This window comes from Comamonas sp. Y33R10-2 (assembly GCF_019355935.1).
Taxonomy (GTDB): Bacteria; Pseudomonadota; Gammaproteobacteria; order Burkholderiales; family Burkholderiaceae_C; genus Comamonas.
Map to the genome: position 1 here is coordinate 2,277,660 of NZ_CP079925.1, position 20,656 is coordinate 2,298,315.

Consider the following 20,656-nt stretch of genomic DNA (forward strand, 5'->3'; position numbering starts at 1 on the left):
GCTGTCTACGTCAAAAGGCCCGGCACTGTGACCGGGCCTTTTTTGCGGCAACACCCAACGCAGGCCTTAATTGACCTTGTGGTCTTCGCCCTTGGCTTGCTGCATGGCTTCGGGCTCCAGCTCCTCGGCAGAGCGATTGAGGTGCACAAAAATGCCCCATCCCGCCATCAAAATGCCCACCGCCACAATCACGGCGGCAGCGTAGATCAGCTTCTCCGGCGCTTCCTGGGCTTTGAATGTGGCCACCAGCGCCTCAATGGCCATAGCCACCACCAGCACCACCATGAAGCGCGAGAGAAAGCGGCGCACTCGCGTGGGGCCGCTGATATGGGCCTCTCGCACCACCTCTTCTTCCATCACGGTCTGCGCAATCTGCAAGGCCACCACACCGGATGCCAAGATGCCCAGCGCCTCCACGATATGCAAGGTGGCGCTGTCATCCAACCCGGAGCCGAGCACATGCCAGCCCTTGCTGGCAGCCACCCAGATCAAGGCCAGCGCCGCCAGCATGAACAGCAGAGCAATCAATGAATGCAGCGCCGCAAAGATGAAGTGCAGGACTTTCATAGCTATTTCCCAGTAATGTTTTGCCGATGGTTGCATCGCCTCACTGGCTCTTCCGTAGGACGAAGTGGAGAATTTCGCCCATTCCCCGCCACAAAGACGCCCCTGCCGCGCTGGATGGGCCGTCAAGCCCACTACCATTGGCATATGCCTCGCCAGAACACCAGTCCCTCAGCCTTTCCGCCAGCCATCCTTGCTCAGATCGAGCAACTTGCCCAAAGCATCGTGGCCCAGCGTAAAAGTCGGGGAGAGACGCAGGCGCAGTGGGCCGCCAAGCTGGGTATCTCGCAGCCCACCATGGCGCGTATTGAGCGTGGCGACCCGGCGGTGGCGATGGCCACTTATGTCTCGTGCCTGTGGCAGCTCAACCCGGCGCTGGATTTGAGTCAGTTACTCTTAAACAAAGAGAACCCAACTCCAGTTCAAAATGCTTCTATTTCAATAGCTTCCAATGCAATAAACACAATGGCTAAAGCACCAAAAGACTTTAAACAGCAAAAACAAATCAGCAGCCAATCAACCGCTGAGCAACAAACGCAAATTGAGCGCAACTTTGCCGCTGCCAAAGCGGCGCTGGACTTCTTCAAAAGCCCTTTGCTTTAAAGCACTGACAACAAAAAACCCCGGCCTGCTTACGCGACCGGGGTTGTGTTTTTAGCGCACCTGAAAAGCGCGTTAGATCAAACGCTGCCTCACGCTTTAGTTCGAACGCTGGCCCATGCGCTGCCCCATGGCCAGCACCGCAGCCACATTGCGGGCGGCAGTGCGCACGTTGTGCTCTGCCTCCGTCAATGCATCTTGCAAAGTACCAATGCGGGTCAGCACGCTGAAAATGGCCTCAATGCCGTGGTCATGCACCACATGGGCATTGTTGCCCAGACCGCCGGCAATGCCAATGACGGGCTTGCCAAACTGCTTGGCCACTGTGGCCACGCCAAAGGGGGTTTTGCCAAAGATGGTTTGCTGGTCAATGCGGCCTTCGCCGGTGATGACCAGGTCGGCATCCTGCACTGCCGCCTCCAGACCTACAGCGCCCGCAATAATTTCGCAGCCGGGGCGCAACTGGCCTTTGAGGAAGGCCATCATGGCCGCGCCCATGCCACCTGCGGCGCCGGCGCCAGCCACTGCATCCACGGCCACACCCAAGTCGCGCTCAATGATGGCGGCAAAGTGCTTAAGCCGTGCATCCAGCGACTGCACCATCTCAGGCGTCGCACCTTTTTGCGGGCCGAAGATGGCCGATGCACCGCGCTCGCCCGTCAGGGGGTTGTCCACGTCGCAGGCCACTTCAATTTGGCATTCAGCCAAACGCTTGTCCAAACCACTCATGTCGATGCTTGCCAACTGGGCCAGCGGCGCACCGCCGCGTGCCAGCTCAGCGCCGTTTGCGTCTAGTAGCTGCACACCCAAAGCCTGCAACATGCCTGCGCCGCCATCATTGGTGGCGCTGCCGCCAATGCCCAAAATCAGGTGGCGGGCACCGACGTCTAGCGCAGCAGTGATCAACTCACCGGTGCCGTAGCTGGTCGTCACGTTCGGGTTACGCTTGGCGGGCGGCACCAAGGCCAGACCGCTGGCCGCAGCCATTTCGATCATGGCGGTGCCGCCGTCTCCCGTCAGGCCGTAAAAGCCGCTGATGCGCTGACCCAGCGGGTCAGTCACTTCAACTTCAAGCAGGCGGCCTTGCGTGGCTTCGACCATGGCCTGCACCGTGCCTTCACCGCCATCGGCCATGGGCACTTTGACGTATTCGGCATCCGGGAAAATTTCCTTAAACCCCAGCTCAATTTGCGTGGCAACTTCCAGCGCAGACAGGCTTTCCTTGTAAGAGTCGGGGGCGATGACAATTTTCATGATGTGGTGCTACCTAATCAGAGCATGAACATGCTAGCCACCCAGATACAGGCGAAGCTGACTACACCCATCACGATGGTCGAGGTGGTGAACACGCGCAGCGAGTCTTCCATTTCAATTTGGGACAACTTGGTCACCACCCAGAAGTAGGAATCGTTGGCGTGCGATGCCACGATGGAGCCAGCGCCAATGGCCAGCACGGCGAAGATGCGGCCCATGTCTGAATCAAGACCGAAGATCGCCAAGCTAGGCGCAATGATGGCAGCAGTTGTCAGCGCAGCCACAGTAGAAGAACCCTGAGCCGTCTTGAGCAGTGCCGCAATGATGAAAGGCACCAGCAGGCCCACAGAAGCATTGCCCAGAGCGTGGCCCAAAGCACCGCCCACACCGGTTTCTTTGATGATGGCGCCAAACATGCCGCCAGCGGCGGTAATGATCAAGATAGGGCCGGACTTGGCAATCGCCTCTTCCAGCACTGCGCTGAAGTCACCCTTTTTGCCGCCGTTGCAAGCCAGCAGCCACATGCCGCACAACATACCCACCAGCAAAGCGACAGGAGGATTGCCCAAGAAGTGCAAGACAGTCGCAAAACCTTCCTTGTGGCCCAAGGTGGTCAGCAAAGTTGAGATGGAAATCAGCACCAGTGGCAGCACCACGGGCAGCAAAGAGAAGCCAAAAGACGGCAGCTTGGCCATCGATTGCTGCTCGCTGGCTTCAATTTCGGCAGGTGCGTAATCCTTGCCCTTGCACATCCAGTTGGCCCAGTAGTAAGCAGCCAGCAGACCGGGGATGGAGAACGCAACGCCTGCAAGCACCAACAAACCCAAATTGGCGTTCAGCGTCGTCGCAGCAGCTAGTGCGCCGGGGTGCGTGGGCACCAAGCAATGCACGGCATACAGCGATGTCCCCAAGATGGAGGCAATCAGCGGCATAGGCACCTTAGAGCTAGCGCTGATGCTGCGGGCAATGCCGCTCAAAATGATGTAACCCGTGTCGCAGAAGATGGTCAGGCCGGGAATAAAGCCCGTCCACGCCACCGCAGGCTTGGCATTGCGCTCGCCAGCCAGCTTCAGGATGTGGCTGGCAATGCTCAAAGCGCCGCCGCTTTTTTGCATACACACCGCAATCGCTGCTCCAAAAATGATGATGAAGGAAATGCCGCCCAAGGTATTGCCAAAGCCGGTTTTGAGCGCATCCATCACCTTTGGCAAGGGCAGATTGGTGCCGAAAATCGCCAGTGCAAGCGACACGGCAAACAGCGCACCAAAGACGTTAACTTTGAGTTTGGCCGTAAGGAAAATAATGGCCAGAATACTCAGGACCACCAGAATGGAAGAGATAGCAATACTGCTCATGATGACTTTAGATAGCTGAAATTCGGGTCACATGCCCATGCAATTTTTGCGACGGGAGCGGATACCGAAGCTACTTCTGAGCCTCAGGCATCTCCATGTGAATCGCTGCGAAGGTTGAAAACACCTGCAGCAATGGCGGTGCGATTATAAAAGTCAAAAGTGACCATGAAGGCTCATGCTCACTTATCCATGAACCATCGTCACATATAGAAGAGTTCCTCGCCACCTTTGGTCGTTTTATGCTGAATCAATCTCCAAAGCGCTCACGGTAGGCCACAGGCGTAATACCCAACTTCTTCACAAACAAGTGGCGCAGCGCCTGCTCCGAGCCCAGACCCACATGGGCAGCCACAGTTTTTAGCGGCCACTGGCTTTGCGCCTCCAGCAGTTGCTTGGCAGCTTCTAGCCTCGCAGTCTCAACAAAAGCCGATGGGCTCTGCCCGGTTTCTTGCTGAAAGACGCGGCGAAAGTGACGCTCACTCATCGCCGCTTGCTCTGCCATCTGTGCCAGCGTTACAGGCTTATCAAGCTGAGCTAGTACCCACTGCTGCACTGCCTGCACCCCCCTGTGCTTGGTAGATTGCGCGGCCAAAGGCACGCTGAACTGGGACTGGCCGCCGGGGCGTTTGAGATACATGACCAGATCCCGCGCCACCTCCAGCGCCAGCGCATGACCAAAATCCTGCTCCACCACGGCCAGCGCCAAGTCAATGCCAGCCGTCACCCCTGCCGAGGTCCAGATCTGGCGCTCGCCATGGCTGTCTTTGACGTCATCGCGCACATAAATAGCGTCCGCATCCACCTGCACACGCGGGTAGCGCTGGGCCAGCACCTTGGCCACACTCCAGTGCGTGGCCGCGCGGCGGCCATCGAGCAAACCAGCCTCGGCCAGAAAAAAACTACCCGAACACAGCGCAATCAGGCGCGGCACCTGTGCGGCCACGTTCTGCAGCCACTGCACCAGCTCGGTCGATGCTCCCAGCACGGTCTCGATATGGCGCGAGCCCACCACGATTACGGTGCAACCTGTGCCGCGTTCCGCCAGAGAGCCCAGCGACTGCGTGGCCTGCAGCGCCATCAAAGTATCGGACTGCACCGAGCCCTGCGCTGCCGATGTGATGCACACCTCATACCCATCGCACTGCCCCCGTGCGCGCAGGTGAATGTTGGCGTAGTCAAAGACAGACATGGGCCCTATCGCCTCCAGCGACTTGAAGCCGGGGTAGACGATCAGATCAATGCGATGAGGAAGTGTGTGTGGGTGGGAGTGGTGATGTTCCATCAGACAAGGTGGGAGCAAAAACAGGGCCAAATTTTAAAAGCCTGGGGTTAAAGATGGCCGCAAGCCCTTCAGATCACCATATTCGGCCAAATCCATTGAAGTAGCGGCCATGGTCAGCCGTTGTTCAGCTGCCATGCCCTACAGTCTGAGCTTCGCAAAGCGAATGCCGCAGCGCTTCGCCCGCCCCGACATCCACAGAAAGACAGTCATGAAATCACGCGCCGCCGTTGCCTTCAAAGCCGGAGAACCCCTGCAAATCGTCGAGATCGACGTCGCGCCGCCCCAAAAGGGTGAAGTGCTGGTCAAGATCACCCACACTGGCGTCTGCCACACTGACGCGTTCACGCTGAGCGGAGATGACCCCGAAGGCATCTTCCCCGCCGTGCTGGGCCATGAAGGCGCAGGCATCGTGGTCGAAGTGGGCGAAGGCGTGACCAGCGTGAAGCCCGGCGACCACGTGATCCCGCTGTACACAGCCGAATGCGGCGAATGCCTGTTCTGCAAGAGCGGCAAGACCAATTTGTGCGTAGCAGTGCGCGCCACCCAAGGCAAGGGTGTGATGCCCGATGGCACCACGCGCTTTAGCTACAACGGCGAGCCGATTTACCACTACATGGGCTGCTCCACCTTCTCGGAGTACACGGTGGTGGCCGCCGTCTCGCTGGCCAAGATCAGCCCCGACGCCAACCCCGAGCAGGTCTGCCTGCTGGGCTGCGGCGTGACCACCGGTCTGGGCGCCGTCAAAAACACCGCCAAGGTGCAACCCGGCGACACCGTGGCCGTGTTCGGCCTGGGCGGCATCGGCCTGGCCGTGATTCAGGGCGCGAAAATGGCCAAGGCCGGTCGCATCATCGCTATCGACACCAACCCCGGCAAGTTCGATCTGGCCAAGACCTTTGGCGCGACCGACTGCATCAACCCCAAAGACTTTGACAAGCCCATCCAGCAAGTCATTGTCGAGATGACCACCTGGGGTGTGGACCACAGCTTCGAATGCATCGGCAACACCAATGTGATGCGCGCCGCACTGGAATGCGCACACCGCGGCTGGGGCCAGTCGGTCATCATCGGCGTGGCCGGCGCGGGCCAGGAAATTTCCACCCGACCCTTCCAGTTGGTCACCGGCCGCAAGTGGCTGGGCACCGCGTTTGGCGGCGTCAAGGGCCGCAGCGAGCTGCCCGGCATGGTGGAAGACGCCATGGCCGGCAAGATCCAGCTCGAACCCTTTGTCACCCACACCATGGGCCTGAAGGGTATCAACGAAGCGTTCGACCTGATGCACGAAGGCAAGTCCATCCGCTCCGTCGTAAACTTCGCCGATTAAAAAACACTTGCTACTAGTCCTTTAAAGACAAGGGTTTCAGGCATCAACAGGCTTGAAACCCTTGTTTTACTTGGACTGGCAGCTTTCTATTCAGGAGCACTTCATGCCCCCTATTTTTGAACTCAAAACCGCCCACGCCTGCTTTGGTGGCGCTCAGCGCTATTACGAACATTTCTCCAGCGAGACTGGTTTGAACATGAAGTTCTCCGTCTTTCTACCGCCCAAAGCGGTGATGGGAGAGAAGGTGCCTGCGCTCATTTACTTGGCCGGCCTGACCTGCACGGAAGAAACCTTTATGGCCAAGGCCGGCGCCCAGCGCCTGGCGGCCGAGCTGAACATTGCCTTGATCTGCCCCGACACCAGCCCACGCGGAGCAAGTTTGACGGGCGAGTCTGCCAGTTGGGATTTCGGTGTGGGCGCCGGCTTTTATCTGGATGCCACCACCAAGCCTTGGGGCCTGCACTGGCGCATGGAAAGCTACATCCTGAATGACTTGCTGCCGCTGGTTGGCAATAAGCTGCCGGTGGATATGGAACGCCTTGGCATCTTTGGCCACAGCATGGGCGGCCACGGCGCGCTGACTCTGGCGCTGCGCCACCCTGGCAAATTCAAGTCGCTGTCGGCCTTTGCGCCCATTGCCAACCCCATCAACTGCCCCTGGGGTCAGAAAGCCTTTACCGGCTATTTGGGTGAAGACAAAACCGAGTGGGTCAAGCACGATGCCAGCGAGCTGATGAGCGCGCAAACCGCAGCGCCCTACCCCGGGGGCATTCTCATCGACCAAGGTTTGGCCGATAAGTTCTTGCTCGAAAAGCAGCTGCTGCCAGAAGCCTTTGAAGAAGCCTGCACCAAGGCCGGCCAGCCTTTGAGCCTGCGCCGCCAGTCCGGCTATGACCACGGTTACTACTTTATCCAGAGCTTTATTGACGACCACCTGCGCCACCACGCAGCGCAATTGACAGCGTAATCACAGCGCCATTGAGCGCATAACGAAGAGCCCAAGCTTCAGCGCTTATCTGCGCTGAAGTTCAACTCTCCTCATGCCGGATCAGGCAGACTTTGTGCTGCCATGAACATCTGATGCCCACCCTGCACCTTGGACGTGTAAAGGGCTTCGTCAGCACGACGCATGATGTCTTCAAGGCTCGTGTCCATGGGCATAAAAGAGGTGATGCCCAGACTTAGTGCAGGTATAGATCCCTCTGTGGCATAGAACTGCAAAGCATTCTGGCCAGCGTTGAGGACTTGCCGCCCCAAGGCGGTAATGGCAGCAATAGAGCAGCGCTGACTGAGAATCACAAACTCATCACCGCCCAAGCGGCAAAACACCTCATCAGGCGCGAGCAACGTGCGTACAGCAACACTCAAATCTCGCAAGGCCTGATCGCCTGCCGGATGGCCCAAGCCATCATTAATCGCTTTGAAATAATCCACATCAAAGCTAATGAGGCAGGCTTGCTTGCCATGGTTCATATAAGCCGCATAAGCCTGCGCCATCGCGCGCATAAAACCACGGCGGTTAGTCAGCCCGGTCAAATCGTCATGCAAGGCCTGCTGCTGCAGCCGTAGTTGCATTCGCTTGTTATCCGTGATGTTGCTAGCGACCCAAAGCACTGCTCTTTCACCATCAAACCGCTCACTCAAAGCACTCACACGGCTTTCAAACCAGATGGGTTCCACGGGTCCATCTTTGGGCAGGCCAAGAACGTCGTGCACGCTTAGCTCGTACTCCAAAATTTGCATCTTCTGGCTGGTCAGTGCATCTTTGATTTTCAACACAAACCATTGCGCTTTTGCCGGTGAGAGAACCTCAGCCAAGGTCTTACCCACCAGTGACGTTCCATCGTGATAGTAGCGCTGATCTTTGCCGCCCAGCACCGCTGCATAGCGGCCAGTTTCTGTCAAAACAAAAACCGGGTCGGGCAAACTATCAAAGATGGCGGCGTACTGACTGGCTGAAAAAAGCGCGGTGTAAGGCATTAGGGCAATTAAATGGGCCCGACAAGCCCTATTCGCATTATTTTTTTACAAATCATACAAGCAGATATACATTCTTAAATGTCAGTTACCACTATTAATCCTGCTACTTAATCTCCGCGCACTCCTCAGCGCACTCAGGTGAATGTTACAAAAATGGCTAATTTATACAATTCGCTGTTAGAGCAGATAACACAACCGAGCAAACCGAAGGCTTGCGTTGGAATCTAGGCGCGAAGCCGCAGGCAGCACATGCATACGACAAGGCGAAACAGACATATCAAGGGTGGTGTTAACGGCTCTTAAACACTCACCTTGAACGTAACCCCATAAGACTTGAAATTTGCTCGGCGTCGCGAAGTGGGCAGACCCATTGCCAATCTAGGCCTGCGACGCAGTGCAAGTGCTAAGAGCCGCTCTAATCCAGCACAAGGAAGCACAACGACGAGTGGCGGCCGGCCTGCGGCGTTACCAACCTTTGCAAGGCTTGCGCCTTGGATCCAAATCGCTTGTCGTCACAACGCGATCTCAGGTCAATTTTTTATCAATTCTCACAGACCTTAGGTATCTCATGAAATCAATCTCTGCCACCCTGCTGGCGCTGCTTGCCACAGCAGGCACAGGTACAGCATTGGCGCAAAGCAGCGTCTCGTTGTACGGGCGTCTCGACACAGCTGTCGAACAACAAACTTATGCAGGTATGAAAGTCTCTGGAATGACGAGCAAAAACTCATTTCTGGGTTTGCGCGCGCAAGAAGACCTCGGCAGTGGCATCAAAGCGGGCATGGTGTTAGAGGCCAACCTCAATACAGACAGCGGCAAAGGCGCAGACGTATGGGGGTGGGATAGCCAGTTCAACTTTCAGCGCCGCAGCGAAGTGAATTTGTCCGGTGACTTCGGCATGGTTCGCATGGGTGCATTCAAGCGTGCCTCGTATGAAGCCACAGCCGCAGCCATCAACTGGCACAACGACGATATGGGCTCTACATCAGATATCTATTTTCATTCAATCACCCCACACAGCAATGTGCTGGCCTATCGCACACCCAACTGGGCTGGAGCGACGGCAGAGCTGCAATATAGGTTTGGAGAAAAAACTGTCTGGAGTGGTGACATCACCTACCGTGATGCCATGGACCTGGGTCTGCGCTATGAGCGCGGCCCTTGGGGCATGGGTCTAGGGTATACAAGCAGCAAGCTCAAAGGCTCTGTCTATGGCGACAGCCTCAAAGACGAAGCCTATACGCTGCGCGCGAGCTACGACACAGGTGACTGGGCTTTGGGTGCCTATTACCAGCGACAGGAAGACAAGAATCACTGGCCAGGCCTAGAGAGCACTCATATCCACCGGAATGTGCTGCGCCTTGCTGGTAAATATGTCTTGGGTGCATCCGAGTTCCACGCCAGCATAGGCCGCAGAACCATCTCTTACACCACCCATGCATTAGACGGCAGCCTTCCTGCCAGCACACAAAGCAAATCCAGCGCCAACCAGTGGATGGTGGCTTACCACTACAACCTAAGCCGCCGCACCAAGGTTTACGGGTTCTACGGCCACCTTGACGGCACGCCGCATATGCAGAGCTTTGCCAGCCTATGGGGCGCCGCATCGAACAGCAACTTCCGCACAATGGGCGCAGGGATACGCCATCAGTTCTGAGAACAACCGGCATTAATAACAAAATTTAGCAACAAAAAACCGCCTTACAAGCGGTTTTTTGTTGGAGCTGGGTTAAGAGGCAGGCACCCGTTAAGCCGCCTTTCAGTCCTCGTAGCGATCATTGCGCTTGCTGCGTTGCTGCTCACGTTCATACGAGCGCTGCGTCTGTACATAGAGCTGCTCTACTTGCTCGCGCGCCCAAGGGGTTTTGCGCAAAAATTTCAAGCTCGATGCGACGCTCGGGTCTTGATTGAAGCAGCGTATTTGCACGCGGCGGCCCAGCTCATTCCAGCCGTAGTAATCCGCGAGATCGGAGACGATGCGCTCCAGCGTCAGGCCATGCAGCGGGTTGTGCGGTTGTTCTTGGGAAGTCATGCGCGCATTGTCGAGGATTCGCAAAAACCTGAGAGCGCTCTTTCACAGAGGTAAAGCAATGTGCCCAAGCATTCACGTTATGCGCGCCAGCCCCACCTCATAAACCACCAGATCACGCTCCCCAATCCCCAGCGCGGACCAAGTCTCACGCCAGACCTTGATATGCGGCGAGGCAAAGTGAGCATCGAGTACCGCCTGATCTGTCCAGCGCTCTTTGACATGGATAAGCCCAGGCGCAAAGATGTCCTCGGCGTAGCCGTACTCAAGACAGCCATCTTCCGCACGAGAGGCCTCGACCATGGCCTGCATCACAGGCCTGGCTCGTTCAAGGTTCTCGGGAGGTAGACGTACAGTTCCCACTATCAGCAGCATGACTCACCTCCAAAAAGCAAGCTGGCAGAAAAATATCCGTTACTCACATCGTATCAAGCGTCAGAACAAAAAAAGGAGGGCTTAGCCCTCCTCAATTCCCTTCCAGGGGATCAGATCAATCTAAGCGACTGAATCGATTAAGCCAGCATAAATGCCTCAAAGTAAGCGCTCAGTGCGGCGTGGGCATTCAAAGGCAGAACTTGCGCAATGTACTGGTCAGGGCGCACGACAACCAGCGCACCTTGTTGGCGGCTCACACCGCGCATGTCGTAAATGTTCTGACCTGCGTTCTTCAAATCAGGGCTGAAGACTTTTTCGTAGTCCAGCATGCCCAGCTTGCCCTTGGGCGGCAGCAGCAGCGCTGGCAGCTTCTCCAAAGCCACTTCTGTATAAGCCTGAGGGAAGATAGCGCGTACATCGAACATGCCGTCCAGCGCTTGGCTAGCAGGGGTGAAGCGGCGCACGGGCGATGCCGCATCGTTTTGCAAATAGTTGCACAGCGCCAGCAAACCAGCTTCAGGCTGTTTGAGATCCTCTTGCCCAGCAAACGCATACAGGCGCCAGCGACCATCGGCCTTGCCGCAGTGACCCAAATGCACAGGCTTGGCATCAGACACGCGCACCACGGGTGCCGAGTGAAAGCGCATACCCACAGTAAAGCCGGTCGCCAAATCTTGATGCGCGGCTTCTCCCGTCAGCACAGAGGGCGCGTAATGCGTGCCAACACCTGCAGTAAAGCGGCCATGCTGCTCAAAATATTTCTGGAACTCCTTAGGGTCCACACCGCCCTCGCCGCCTTCCTTGGCGCGGTCGCTGAACATCTGAGCCCATTCGCGGTCAAAGTCAATCAGTTGCTGGGCAACGACTTGGCGCTCTGAAGAGTAGGTATGCAGCAGTTCTGGCACGCATTGCTTGCGCAGCACAGCAGCGAGCTTCCAGCCCAGATTGAACGTGTCTTGCATGGAAAAATTCATGCCCTGACCAGCCTTGGGGCTGTGGGTGTGGCAAGCATCACCCGCGATAAAGACATGGGGCAGCGGCGAATTTTCGGTGGCCACGGCATCCGTCACATCATCGTACTTGGCGCAGATGCGCTGACCAATTTCGTACACCGACCACCAAGGCACATTCTTCACATCCAGCTTGTAGGGGTGAATCACACGCTGGGCGGTTTCAATCAATTGCTCCACCGTGATGTTGCGGCTGGCCACGCGCTCGTCGGCACCCAGCTTATCCATCTCTACATAAAAGCGCACCAAGTGGCCGCCTTCACGCGGAATGATCAGCACATTGCCATGCTCGGACTGAATCGCAGCCTTGTAGCGAATGTCAGGGAAGTCGGTAACGGCCAAGATGTCCATCACACCCCAAGCGTGGTTGGCAGAGTCGCCCACCAACTGGCGACCCATGGCACGGCGCACATTGCTGCGCGCACCATCGCAGCCCACCACGTAGCGCGCTTGCACGGTTTCGATCTGGCCGGCATGTGCAGCGTCTGTACGCTCGAGCGTCACGGTCACGGGGTAGTCAGCGTCGCTGCTATCCACCTTCACATCCAGCACGCGGCGAGCGTAATGGGGCTCCATCTTGCTGGGCGAATTGCGCATACGCTCCAGATAATGGTCGTGCACACGTGCTTGGTTCAAGATGACGTGGGGGAACTCGGACAGACCATCTTCCGTATCCTGCACGCGGCCATGGCGGGCGATGTTGCTAGGCTCTTTGTCGTCAGGCTTCCAGAAGGTAACGTCGTTAATCCAGCAAGCTTCTTTGACCACCTGATCGGCAAAATCAAAGGCTTCAAACATTTCCATGGTGCGGCAGGCAATGCCATCGGCCTGACCCAGCTCCATCGGGCCTTCTTTTTGCTCTACGAGGCAGGTATGAATGTCTGCAAATGCAGCCAGCTGCGCAGCCAGCGTCAGGCCGGCAGGGCCGCTTCCCACAATCAGGACATCGACCTTTTCAGGCACTGCTTCAGTGTGAGCACGCGCCAGAGGCGACGCTTCAAGAACCAGTGGATTGCCAGGACGAAAACCATTCAGATGAAATTGCATAAAAGCCTCTAGAGCGTCTCAGTGAATCTTGTCCGAAAAGCTTTGGCGATCAACGCTCGCACTCTTCGGTGAAAACACGTTCAGGCTGCATACATATAGGATGTATACATACCAGTTGTATGCATCGTATTATGCGAACATCAAAAGACGAACAAAATAAGGGTTAACCATGAATCAAGCGCATCTTCTGGAGACACCCTCAGGCAGTGACCTCGACAACACCACCTTTCCGCGCCTAGAGGTAGAGACTTTTCCCGGGCACGGGATTCGTCGCCTGCAACAAGTCGCAGTGGCCATGTTCACCAAAGCAACCGATGCTTGGGCAATCACCCCCCTTCAGTTCGCCGTGCTACAAAAGCTCGTGCATCTACCCGGTATCGACCAGCGCACACTGAGCGTGGAAGTGGGCTTTGATAAAGCGACGATTGGCGGCGTTATTGATCGACTGGAAGCACGCGGTCTGCTGCAGCGCCAACAAACAGAAAAAGACCGCAGAGTGCGCTTGATCTCACTGACTCCCGAAGGAGAGGCTTTGCTCATCAGTGCAGGCCCTGCGGTGCTGCAGGCCCAGCACCGTATGCTTGAGCCGCTGAGCGAAGAAGAACGAGAAACATTTGCACAATTGATGCGCAAGGTGATCGAGCACCACGAACAGTCTGGCCAAGCGACTGTATCTACAGCAACCTCCAGCAGTTGAAGTCAGGCACTTCGGTGCGATTTAAGCCCAGACAAGCCCTTCCACCCTTAAAGACCAAGGACGCAACAGGCGACTTCAACAAGGGGAAAGGCAATCTCGCACTAAGCCAGTGCGAGATAACTTGGCGCTTTCTCAAGCTTCATTGACAATAGGTCGATTGCACCAACTTGGTGCCAACATCAGTACTTTGGCCCGGACAACAACGTTGCCCGGGCTTTTGTACGTTTGCGCAACGCACAAGCGCCAATTACTGCATCTCGCAAGGGAGTCACATCATGGAGCGCAAGCCCAACATCACTTTATCGTCCTTGGATCTAGAGCGTCTTCAAGCGCTACTAGACAAGGACAGCCGTCCGTTCGCTGGCCGCGATGCGCTGCAAGCTGAGCTAGACCGAGCTGAGGTGCTCGAACCTAAAGAAATGCCTTCCAATGTCGTGACCATGAATTCGACAGTTCGCTTCACCATGCTTGAGCTCAACAAGACAAGCACGCTGACACTGGTCTACCCCAAGGACATGGACGCCAGCACCGACAAAGTCTCCATCCTTGCCCCTGTAGGCATTGCCTTGTTGGGCCTATCCATTGGCGATGAATTGAAGATGCCCAGTACCACTAGCCATCAAGTCACGGTGCGCGTCGATGCCATTGAATTTCAGCCAGAAAGCTCAGGCGAGCTGCACCGCTGATATTCAAGCCCACCATGAAAAAGCAGCCTTATCCGGCTGCTTTTTTTGCAAATTCTTTCAGCGCAAACCCGCAAGCAAGGTAGTCAACAAACCTGCCCCAATCAGGCCAACCTGCCAGCGCACGGCCAGCTTCCACGACACAACATGGCGCTCGACCAATTGATACAGCGCGTAGCCGGCTGTCAGCGACAAAACAAAGGCAAAGGGAATGCCCACCACGGCAGCGGTGACCGAGTCATGCCAAAAGTGGTTAACCACCGCGTTGACCAACAGGCAAATCGAAAAGTGGATCAGGAACACCGAGTAGGAAATCTCACCCAAACGGCGCAGCGGCTCCAAACCCTTCCAGCGCGCAATGGCATCGGTGCGCATGCACACAATCAGCAGCATGGCCGCCGCGCCTGCCAAAAAGATGCGGTCGCGCCATTCGTAAGCCAGTGCCGCAAACACCAACGCTGCAATCAGCAGGGCCCAAGCCCATGCGGTGGTGCGCTGATCGGCAGCTACCGCCCAAAAAGCCATCATGCCTAGGCCATACGCACCCATGAAGTAGATAGCCCAGACATCCAAATCAGCATCCAGATTAAAGACCAGCAGCGATGCTGCTGCACCCAGCACAACCAGAGACTGTGCACCCGTCACCGCCCACGGCCAGTAACGGGCGACTGCCGCCGCATCCCAGCGGGCAAAAGCCCAGCGCTGCACCCAGCGCACGCCGGCCAACAGCAGCACAGTGCCAGCAAACAACTGAAAGTCGATGGACACATACCAAACGCCAGCAGACAAGGACTCCTCGCCCACAATGCCTTGCAGCAGCAGAGCATGGGCAATGAGCTGCCAAAAGTCAGGGTCAGCAGATACCGACTCGTGATCAAACCAAGGCCGAATGGCCGCTGAAACCACAATCGTCACTACCAGCGCCACGGCATAGGGAACGAGCAAACGCACAAAACGCTTGCCAATCTTGGCCCACGGCGAATCAAAGCGCGCAAGCCCTTGCGGCGCCAAGCTCGCTGCGGCCAAAAAACCGCCGATCACCAAAAAAATCTGCACCGCCATGCGGGCGTACTCATACAGCCAATCCAGCAGCCCCGGTATAGCGGGGTGAGCTACCTCGGACATAGGGCCGTAGAAAGCCAGGTGATGCCAAACGATGGCGACGCAGGCCAGCCCTTTGGTGCAATCGAGCAATGCGCTACGGGAATGAGAAGCTGCAGAAGAAGAGGGAACTGTAATTTGGGGCATCTCATCACGGCTACCTGCGCCATCAAGACGCAGACAACAAAGTGAGCTTTTGATCCAAGGCCGCCCAAGATCTAAAAGCCAACAAAAAATAATCCGCAATTCTGCGCCGATTCACTGCGGCTTGCTGACAAGTTTGTAAGCTTTACCAACCGTATCAACATCGAAGCCCCTTAAATTAGTGAGCTCAGAGTGGCGTATTGGCAGTCTGAATGGAGCGGCCTTCCCTACTGGCAACTGAGCCACTCATGCAAAGGCACAATGCAGGCCATGACGCAAGCCAAACCACAGTCGGAGTTGAGCCGACAATTTGTTTCGCACTTTGGTGAAATGGGCAGCCGCTGGGGCATTAACCGCACCGTGGGGCAAATCTACGCCCTGCTGTTTATCTCTCCCGAGCCGCTGAACGCCGACCAGATTGCCGAGACGCTGGAGTTTTCTCGCTCCAACGTGAGCATGGGACTCAAGGAACTACAAGCTTGGCGACTGGTTCAATTACGTCATCACCCCGGCGACCGCCGTGAATACTTTCAGGCACCCGAGGATGTTTGGGAAATTTTCAAGCGCCTTGCCGAAGAGAGGCGCCGCCGTGAGATAGAGCCCACGCAGTCCATGCTGCGCTCGGCCATGCTGGAAGAAGCCAGCTCCGACGAGGATCGCTATGCCCAGCAACGCATGCGCGATATGCACGAGCTCATCGACAAGCTGATGAACTGGTTTGACGATGTGCAGCGCCTTGCGCCTGAGACCGCTATGCAGTTGATGGGTATGGGCTCTGCTGTAACTCGACTGCTGGATCTGAAAGACAAAATTACTGGGCGCAGCAAGTCTGAGCCTACGCTTCCCAAATAAACAGCAGCACACATCAGCGCACAAAAACGGCACCCTTGGGTGCCGTTGTTTATGGCGTTTACTTCATCAGGCTGACAGCAAATTCGCCTTAGCTTGAGCGTACTCACGTTTGAGGCGCTGCACCAATTCAGCCGTGGGTTGCACCTTATCAACAACGCCAATGCCCTGGCCGCAACCCCAAATGTCCTTCCAGGCTTTTTGCGCACCGCCGCCAAAGTTCATCGTACTGGGGTCGGATTCGGGCAGGTTCTCAGGGTCCAGACCCGCTGCGCGAATAGAAGGTGCCAAGTAGTTGCCGTGAACGCCAGTAAACAGATTGCTGTAGATCACATCATCGGATGTGCCATCCACAATGGCTTGCTTATAAGCATCCGTGGCACGGGCTTCATCAGTGGCAATAAAGGCCGAGCCGATATAGGCAAAGTCTGCGCCCATGGCCTGCGCTGCCAGCACCGCCCCGCCGGTCGCGATAGAGCCTGACAAGGCCAAAGGGCCGTCAAACCACTGGCGAATTTCCTGCACCAGTGCAAACGGGCTTTTCACGCCCGCGTGACCACCTGCACCGGCAGCTACGGCAATCAGGCCATCTGCGCCTTTTTCAATGGCTTTGCGGGCAAACTTGTTGTTAATGATGTCGTGCAGCACCACACCACCCCAGCTGTGCACGGCTTGATTCACATCCTCGCGTGCGCCCAGGCTGGTGATGACGATGGGCACCTTGTACTTGGCGCAGACCTGCATATCGTGCTCTAAGCGGTCATTGCTTTTGTGCACGATCTGGTTGATGGCAAATGGAGCGGACGGCTGCTCTGGATGGGCCTTATCCCAAGCTGCCAGAGTTTCCGTGATCTCAGCGAGCCAGTCATCGAGCAGCTCGGCCGGGCGTGCATTGAGCGAAGGCATGGAGCCCACAATGCCCGCCTTGCATTGCTCAATAACAAGCTTGGGATTGCTAATGATGAAAAGTGGTGAGCCGATAACAGGCAAAGCCAGTTTTTGAAGCGCGGCCGGCAGTTTGGACATGTGTTTGTTTCCTTTTATCCGTTTTTATACAAAAAAAAGAGCTGTAGTGCTTATATAGATTGCACTAGTAGCTCTTAATTCAGAAGCATTGCAGCAGCCCATGGACGTCAGTTTCGCCGCTCTCAAGGTAGCGTCCTGTCCCGTTGGCAACAGCGTTGATTCAACACATCAATCAGATACAAAAAAGGCCTGTGGCATTGCGCTCACAGGCCTTTTTTTACTGCGTCACACGCCCTGAGGTGTTGACGATGGACAAGTCCACATACTTGGAGCCCACCTGCCCGGGCTTGAAATTCACCCAATAGCCGCCTAAATCCAGGGCCTCTATCCCTTTCAACGCGGCGCTTACTCTTTCAGGCGTCACAGGCTGACTGCGGCGCATAGCCTCCACGATGACTTTGGCATTCACAAAACCTTCCATCATGGCAAAGCTCACCGGCACTTGCAGCGTTTTGCCAGCAGCGATGGTCGCATCACGGAAATCCTTGTTGAGCTTGCCTGAGACCTTATAAGGGCTAGGCACCACCTGAGCAATCGACAAACCGCTCATGTACGACACAGGCAGGCGTTTAGCCAATTGCTCAATATCCGCTTCAGCCGTGGCATAGACCTGCGCCTTGCCGCCATCCATACGGTAAGCTTCGATAAACGCCGCCGCAGCCGTGCTCGACGCCACCAGCAAGATAGCCTGAGCAGACGACTTCGTCGCCTCTAGCTCTTGCACCGCTTTGTCAGAGCCATTTTTCTTGACCATGGCGGTAGCGACCAACTTGGCACCACTTGGCGCCACAGCCTTGGTAATCAGGTCCGTCAAATCCTTCGCATCGGGGCGCTCCTCAAACACCAAAGCCAAGCGAGTAATACCCACTGTCGCTAAATGCGTAGAGATTTTTGCCATCTGCTCGAACAGCCCAGCACGCGTGGAGAACAATTGGGCCGAGGCCAGCACACGTGTGTCCGTACTTTGATAGCCCACGAGCGGAATCGACGTTCCATCCAGCGCCTTGCTCTCCAACAAAGCCGACAAGTTGCGATTGCCAAAATAGCCCGCTAGCACCACAGGCTTGGACTCGCTGAGCAATTTACGGGTCTTGGCTACGGTCTCATCTGGATGGCCTATGTCATCGAGCACCTCCAGCTCAACCGGCTGGCCTTGCACGCCGCCAGCCTTGTTGACCTGATCAAAGTACAGGCGCATGCCCTGCGCATAGGCGCGGCCTTGACTGGCCTCTGAGCCTGACATAGGAGCAACCTGCCCCACGGTCCAAGCCTGCGCGACCAAAGTGGCCCCTGCACACAGTGCAACCACCGCGCCACGAACCAAACCCCAATGCTTGCGATTCATTCAGATGTCTCCCTCTTCAGTTCTGCATGTCAGCGGGAAAAGTAGTCCCAACTGCTGCAGAATTATTATGAATAAGCCCAGCGCGATACAGCGAACGCACATGGAAAAAGAGGGGCCATCGGCCCCTCTTTTGATATACGCTAAATTAAAGCGCCTTGACCAGTTCCGGCACTGCCGTGAACAGATCAGCTTCCAGACCGTAATCAGCCACCGAGAAGATCGGTGCCTCAGCATCCTTGTTGATCGCAACGATCACCTTGGAGTCCTTCATACCGGCCAAATGCTGAATCGCGCCCGAGATACCGCAGGCGATATAAAGATTAGGCGCAACAATCTTGCCGGTCTGACCGACTTGCAAATCGTTAGGAGCGTAGCCTGCATCAACAGCAGCGCGGCTTGCGCCGATGGCAGCGCCCAGCTTGTCAGCCAGAGGTGACATGACTTCGGTGAACTTCTCAGCCGAGCCCAGTGCGCGACCACCGGAGACGATGATCTTGGCAGCCGTCAGCTCAGGACGCTCGCTCTTGGTCACTTCACGGCCCACAAAGGCGCTCTTGCCGGAATCTGCCACGGCAGCCACAGCTTCCACAGCGGCGGAGCCACCAGTGGCAGCTGCTGCGTCAAAGCCCGTCGTGCGCACGGTGATGACCTTGATGGCATCAGCGGACTGCACGGTGGCGATGGCGTTACCAGCGTAGATGGGACGCTCGAAGGTGTCAGCGGAATCGACCTTGGTGATGTCGCTGATCTGGGCCACGTCCAGCTTGGCAGCAACGCGGGGGGCCACGTTCTTGCCAGCGGCAGTCGAAGGGAACAGGATGTGGCTGTAGTTGCTAGCAATAGCCAGCACTTGAGCCGCAACATTCTCAGCCAGACCGTCTTTGAGGCTTGCGCCGTCAGCGTGGATGACCTTAGAGACGCCAGCGATCTGGGCAGCAGCAGCAGCAGCAGCAGCAGCGCCTTCACCAGCGACGAGCACGTGCACATCACCGCCGCAAGCAGCGGCAGCAGTCACGGTGTTCAGGGTCGCAGCCTTGATCGAAGCGTTGTCGTGTTCAGCAATAACGAGGGATGTCATTTGTCGTTCTTCCTTTAGATCACTTTGGCTTCGTTCTTGAGCTTGTCGACCAGTGCGGCCACATCAGCCACCTTGACACCAGCGCCGCGCTTGGCGGGCTCGGCAACCTTCAGGGTCTTGAGGCGGGGAGCAACGTCCACACCCAAGTCTTCAGGCTTGAAGGTATCGAGCTGCTTTTTCTTGGCCTTCATGATGTTGGGCAAGGTGACGTAGCGGGGCTCGTTCAGGCGCAGGTCGGTGGTGATGATGGCGGGGATGGACAGAGACAGCGTCTCCAGACCACCGTCGACTTCACGGCTCACGGCAACCTTGTCGCCAGCAACTTCCACCTTGGAAGCGAAAGTCGCTTGGGGCAGATCTGTCAGCGCAGCCAGCATCTGGCCAGTCTGGTTGTTGTCGCCATCAATGGCTTGCTTACCCAAAATCACCAGGCCGGGCTGCTCTTTGTCAACCAAAGCCTTGAGCAGCTTGGCGATGGCCAAGGGCTGCAGGTCCACATCGGTCTCAACCAAAATGCCGCGGTCTGCACCGATGGCCATGGCCGTGCGCAGGGTTTCCTGGCACTGAGTCACACCGCAGGAGACGACGATCACTTCAGTGACTACGCCTTTTTCTTTGAGACGAACGGCTTCTTCGACGGCGATTTCGTCAAAGGGGTTCATGCTCATCTTGACGTTGGCGATGTCTACACCCGTGCCGTCCGATTTGACGCGGACCTTCACGTTGTAGTCCACCACGCGTTTGACAGGGACCAATACCTTCATTGCTGCGGCTCCTTAATAATTACTGCTGTGACGTTTACGTAAACTCAAATCATTTTATGCGGCACTGCAACACTCTCTACATAAGTTTCCTGCCAATCTGACGGAGATATATGCTTCAAAGTCGCTGGGCGGCACGCGCAAAAAAGAAC

20 protein-coding genes are annotated in these 20,656 nt (G+C 56.4%); 7 read left to right on the forward strand and 13 right to left on the reverse strand.

Annotation, left to right across the window (positions count from 1 at the left end):
- Positions 1 to 66: 66 nt before the first annotated feature.
- Entirely contained in the window at positions 67 to 567 is a 501-nt protein-coding gene (locus KUF54_RS10150) for a hypothetical protein (RefSeq protein ID WP_219342649.1), read from the reverse strand.
- 144 nt (positions 568 to 711) lie between these two features.
- On the opposite strand from KUF54_RS10150, the gene KUF54_RS10155 reads away from it, so the two are divergent.
- Complete coding sequence (locus tag KUF54_RS10155) at positions 712 to 1,167, forward strand: helix-turn-helix domain-containing protein (RefSeq protein ID WP_219342651.1); 456 nt, start codon at positions 712 to 714, stop codon at positions 1,165 to 1,167.
- Between the two features lie 96 nt (positions 1,168 to 1,263).
- Here the strand turns inward: KUF54_RS10155 and KUF54_RS10160 are convergent, their stop codons facing one another.
- The 3 genes from KUF54_RS10160 to KUF54_RS10170 all read right to left on the reverse strand — a co-directional run bounded on the left by KUF54_RS10160 (position 1,264) and on the right by KUF54_RS10170 (position 5,055).
- A complete protein-coding gene (locus KUF54_RS10160; RefSeq protein ID WP_219342653.1) occupies positions 1,264 to 2,418 on the reverse strand; it encodes a glycerate kinase in 1,155 nt (384 codons plus the stop codon).
- A gap of 17 nt (positions 2,419 to 2,435) precedes the next feature.
- Positions 2,436 to 3,773: a GntP family permease gene (locus KUF54_RS10165; RefSeq protein ID WP_219342655.1), complete on the reverse strand. Its 1,338-nt coding sequence runs from the start codon at positions 3,771 to 3,773 to the stop codon at positions 2,436 to 2,438.
- Positions 3,774 to 4,020: 247 nt separating this feature from the next.
- On the reverse strand, positions 4,021 to 5,055 hold the full coding sequence (locus KUF54_RS10170; protein ID WP_219342657.1) for a GlxA family transcriptional regulator: 1,035 nt from the start codon (positions 5,053 to 5,055) through the stop codon (positions 4,021 to 4,023).
- A gap of 208 nt (positions 5,056 to 5,263) precedes the next feature.
- Here KUF54_RS10170 and KUF54_RS10175 point away from each other — a divergent pair, with 208 nt between their 5' ends.
- The gene (locus KUF54_RS10175) at positions 5,264 to 6,379 is read left to right on the forward strand and encodes an S-(hydroxymethyl)glutathione dehydrogenase/class III alcohol dehydrogenase (RefSeq protein WP_219342659.1); all 1,116 of its coding nucleotides are present in this window, start codon (positions 5,264 to 5,266) and stop codon (positions 6,377 to 6,379) included.
- A gap of 103 nt (positions 6,380 to 6,482) precedes the next feature.
- Positions 6,483 to 7,346: an S-formylglutathione hydrolase gene (fghA, locus tag KUF54_RS10180; RefSeq protein WP_219342661.1), complete on the forward strand. Its 864-nt coding sequence runs from the start codon at positions 6,483 to 6,485 to the stop codon at positions 7,344 to 7,346.
- Positions 7,347 to 7,417: 71 nt separating this feature from the next.
- On the opposite strand, the gene KUF54_RS10185 is transcribed toward fghA, so the two are convergent.
- A complete protein-coding gene (locus KUF54_RS10185; RefSeq protein WP_219342663.1) occupies positions 7,418 to 8,359 on the reverse strand; it encodes a sensor domain-containing diguanylate cyclase in 942 nt (313 codons plus the stop codon).
- 568 nt (positions 8,360 to 8,927) lie between these two features.
- Here KUF54_RS10185 and KUF54_RS10190 point away from each other — a divergent pair.
- A complete protein-coding gene (locus tag KUF54_RS10190; protein WP_219342665.1) occupies positions 8,928 to 10,016 on the forward strand; it encodes a porin in 1,089 nt (362 codons plus the stop codon).
- A gap of 102 nt (positions 10,017 to 10,118) precedes the next feature.
- Here the strand turns inward: KUF54_RS10190 and KUF54_RS10195 are convergent, their stop codons facing one another.
- From KUF54_RS10195 to KUF54_RS10205, 3 genes are all read right to left on the reverse strand, one after another.
- The gene (locus KUF54_RS10195; protein ID WP_219342667.1) at positions 10,119 to 10,391 is read right to left on the reverse strand and encodes a VF530 family DNA-binding protein; all 273 of its coding nucleotides are present in this window, start codon (positions 10,389 to 10,391) and stop codon (positions 10,119 to 10,121) included.
- A gap of 72 nt (positions 10,392 to 10,463) precedes the next feature.
- A complete protein-coding gene (locus tag KUF54_RS10200) occupies positions 10,464 to 10,763 on the reverse strand; it encodes a putative quinol monooxygenase (protein WP_219342671.1) in 300 nt (99 codons plus the stop codon).
- A gap of 137 nt (positions 10,764 to 10,900) precedes the next feature.
- Complete coding sequence (locus tag KUF54_RS10205; protein WP_219342673.1) at positions 10,901 to 12,820, reverse strand: FAD-binding monooxygenase; 1,920 nt, start codon at positions 12,818 to 12,820, stop codon at positions 10,901 to 10,903.
- Between the two features lie 169 nt (positions 12,821 to 12,989).
- Between KUF54_RS10205 and KUF54_RS10210 the strand changes: the two genes are divergently transcribed.
- Both KUF54_RS10210 and rnk read left to right on the forward strand, forming a co-directional pair.
- A complete protein-coding gene (locus tag KUF54_RS10210; RefSeq protein ID WP_219342675.1) occupies positions 12,990 to 13,517 on the forward strand; it encodes a MarR family winged helix-turn-helix transcriptional regulator in 528 nt (175 codons plus the stop codon).
- Between the two features lie 275 nt (positions 13,518 to 13,792).
- Positions 13,793 to 14,203, forward strand: coding sequence for a nucleoside diphosphate kinase regulator (rnk, locus tag KUF54_RS10215; RefSeq protein ID WP_219342676.1), 411 nt, complete (start codon positions 13,793 to 13,795; stop codon positions 14,201 to 14,203).
- Between the two features lie 57 nt (positions 14,204 to 14,260).
- Here the strand turns inward: rnk and KUF54_RS10220 are convergent, their stop codons facing one another.
- On the reverse strand, positions 14,261 to 15,448 hold the full coding sequence (locus KUF54_RS10220) for an acyltransferase (RefSeq protein ID WP_219342678.1): 1,188 nt from the start codon (positions 15,446 to 15,448) through the stop codon (positions 14,261 to 14,263).
- A 258-nt stretch (positions 15,449 to 15,706) separates the two neighbouring features.
- Here KUF54_RS10220 and KUF54_RS10225 point away from each other — a divergent pair, with 258 nt between their 5' ends.
- A complete protein-coding gene (locus tag KUF54_RS10225; RefSeq protein WP_219342680.1) occupies positions 15,707 to 16,297 on the forward strand; it encodes a GbsR/MarR family transcriptional regulator in 591 nt (196 codons plus the stop codon).
- A 66-nt stretch (positions 16,298 to 16,363) separates the two neighbouring features.
- Here KUF54_RS10225 and KUF54_RS10230 read toward each other — a convergent pair whose 3' ends face one another.
- From KUF54_RS10230 to KUF54_RS10245, 4 genes are all read right to left on the reverse strand, one after another.
- Positions 16,364 to 17,320 (reverse strand): nitronate monooxygenase family protein, encoded by a 957-nt coding sequence (locus KUF54_RS10230; protein WP_219342681.1) that lies wholly within the window; start codon positions 17,318 to 17,320, stop codon positions 16,364 to 16,366.
- A 217-nt stretch (positions 17,321 to 17,537) separates the two neighbouring features.
- Positions 17,538 to 18,665, reverse strand: a complete 1,128-nt coding sequence (locus KUF54_RS10235; RefSeq protein WP_219342683.1) for an ABC transporter substrate-binding protein — start codon at positions 18,663 to 18,665, stop codon at positions 17,538 to 17,540.
- Positions 18,666 to 18,810: 145 nt separating this feature from the next.
- The gene (locus tag KUF54_RS10240) at positions 18,811 to 19,743 is read right to left on the reverse strand and encodes an electron transfer flavoprotein subunit alpha/FixB family protein (RefSeq protein WP_219342684.1); all 933 of its coding nucleotides are present in this window, start codon (positions 19,741 to 19,743) and stop codon (positions 18,811 to 18,813) included.
- Positions 19,744 to 19,757: 14 nt separating this feature from the next.
- Positions 19,758 to 20,507 (reverse strand): electron transfer flavoprotein subunit beta/FixA family protein, encoded by a 750-nt coding sequence (locus KUF54_RS10245; protein WP_219342685.1) that lies wholly within the window; start codon positions 20,505 to 20,507, stop codon positions 19,758 to 19,760.
- Positions 20,508 to 20,656: the final 149 nt, after the last annotated feature.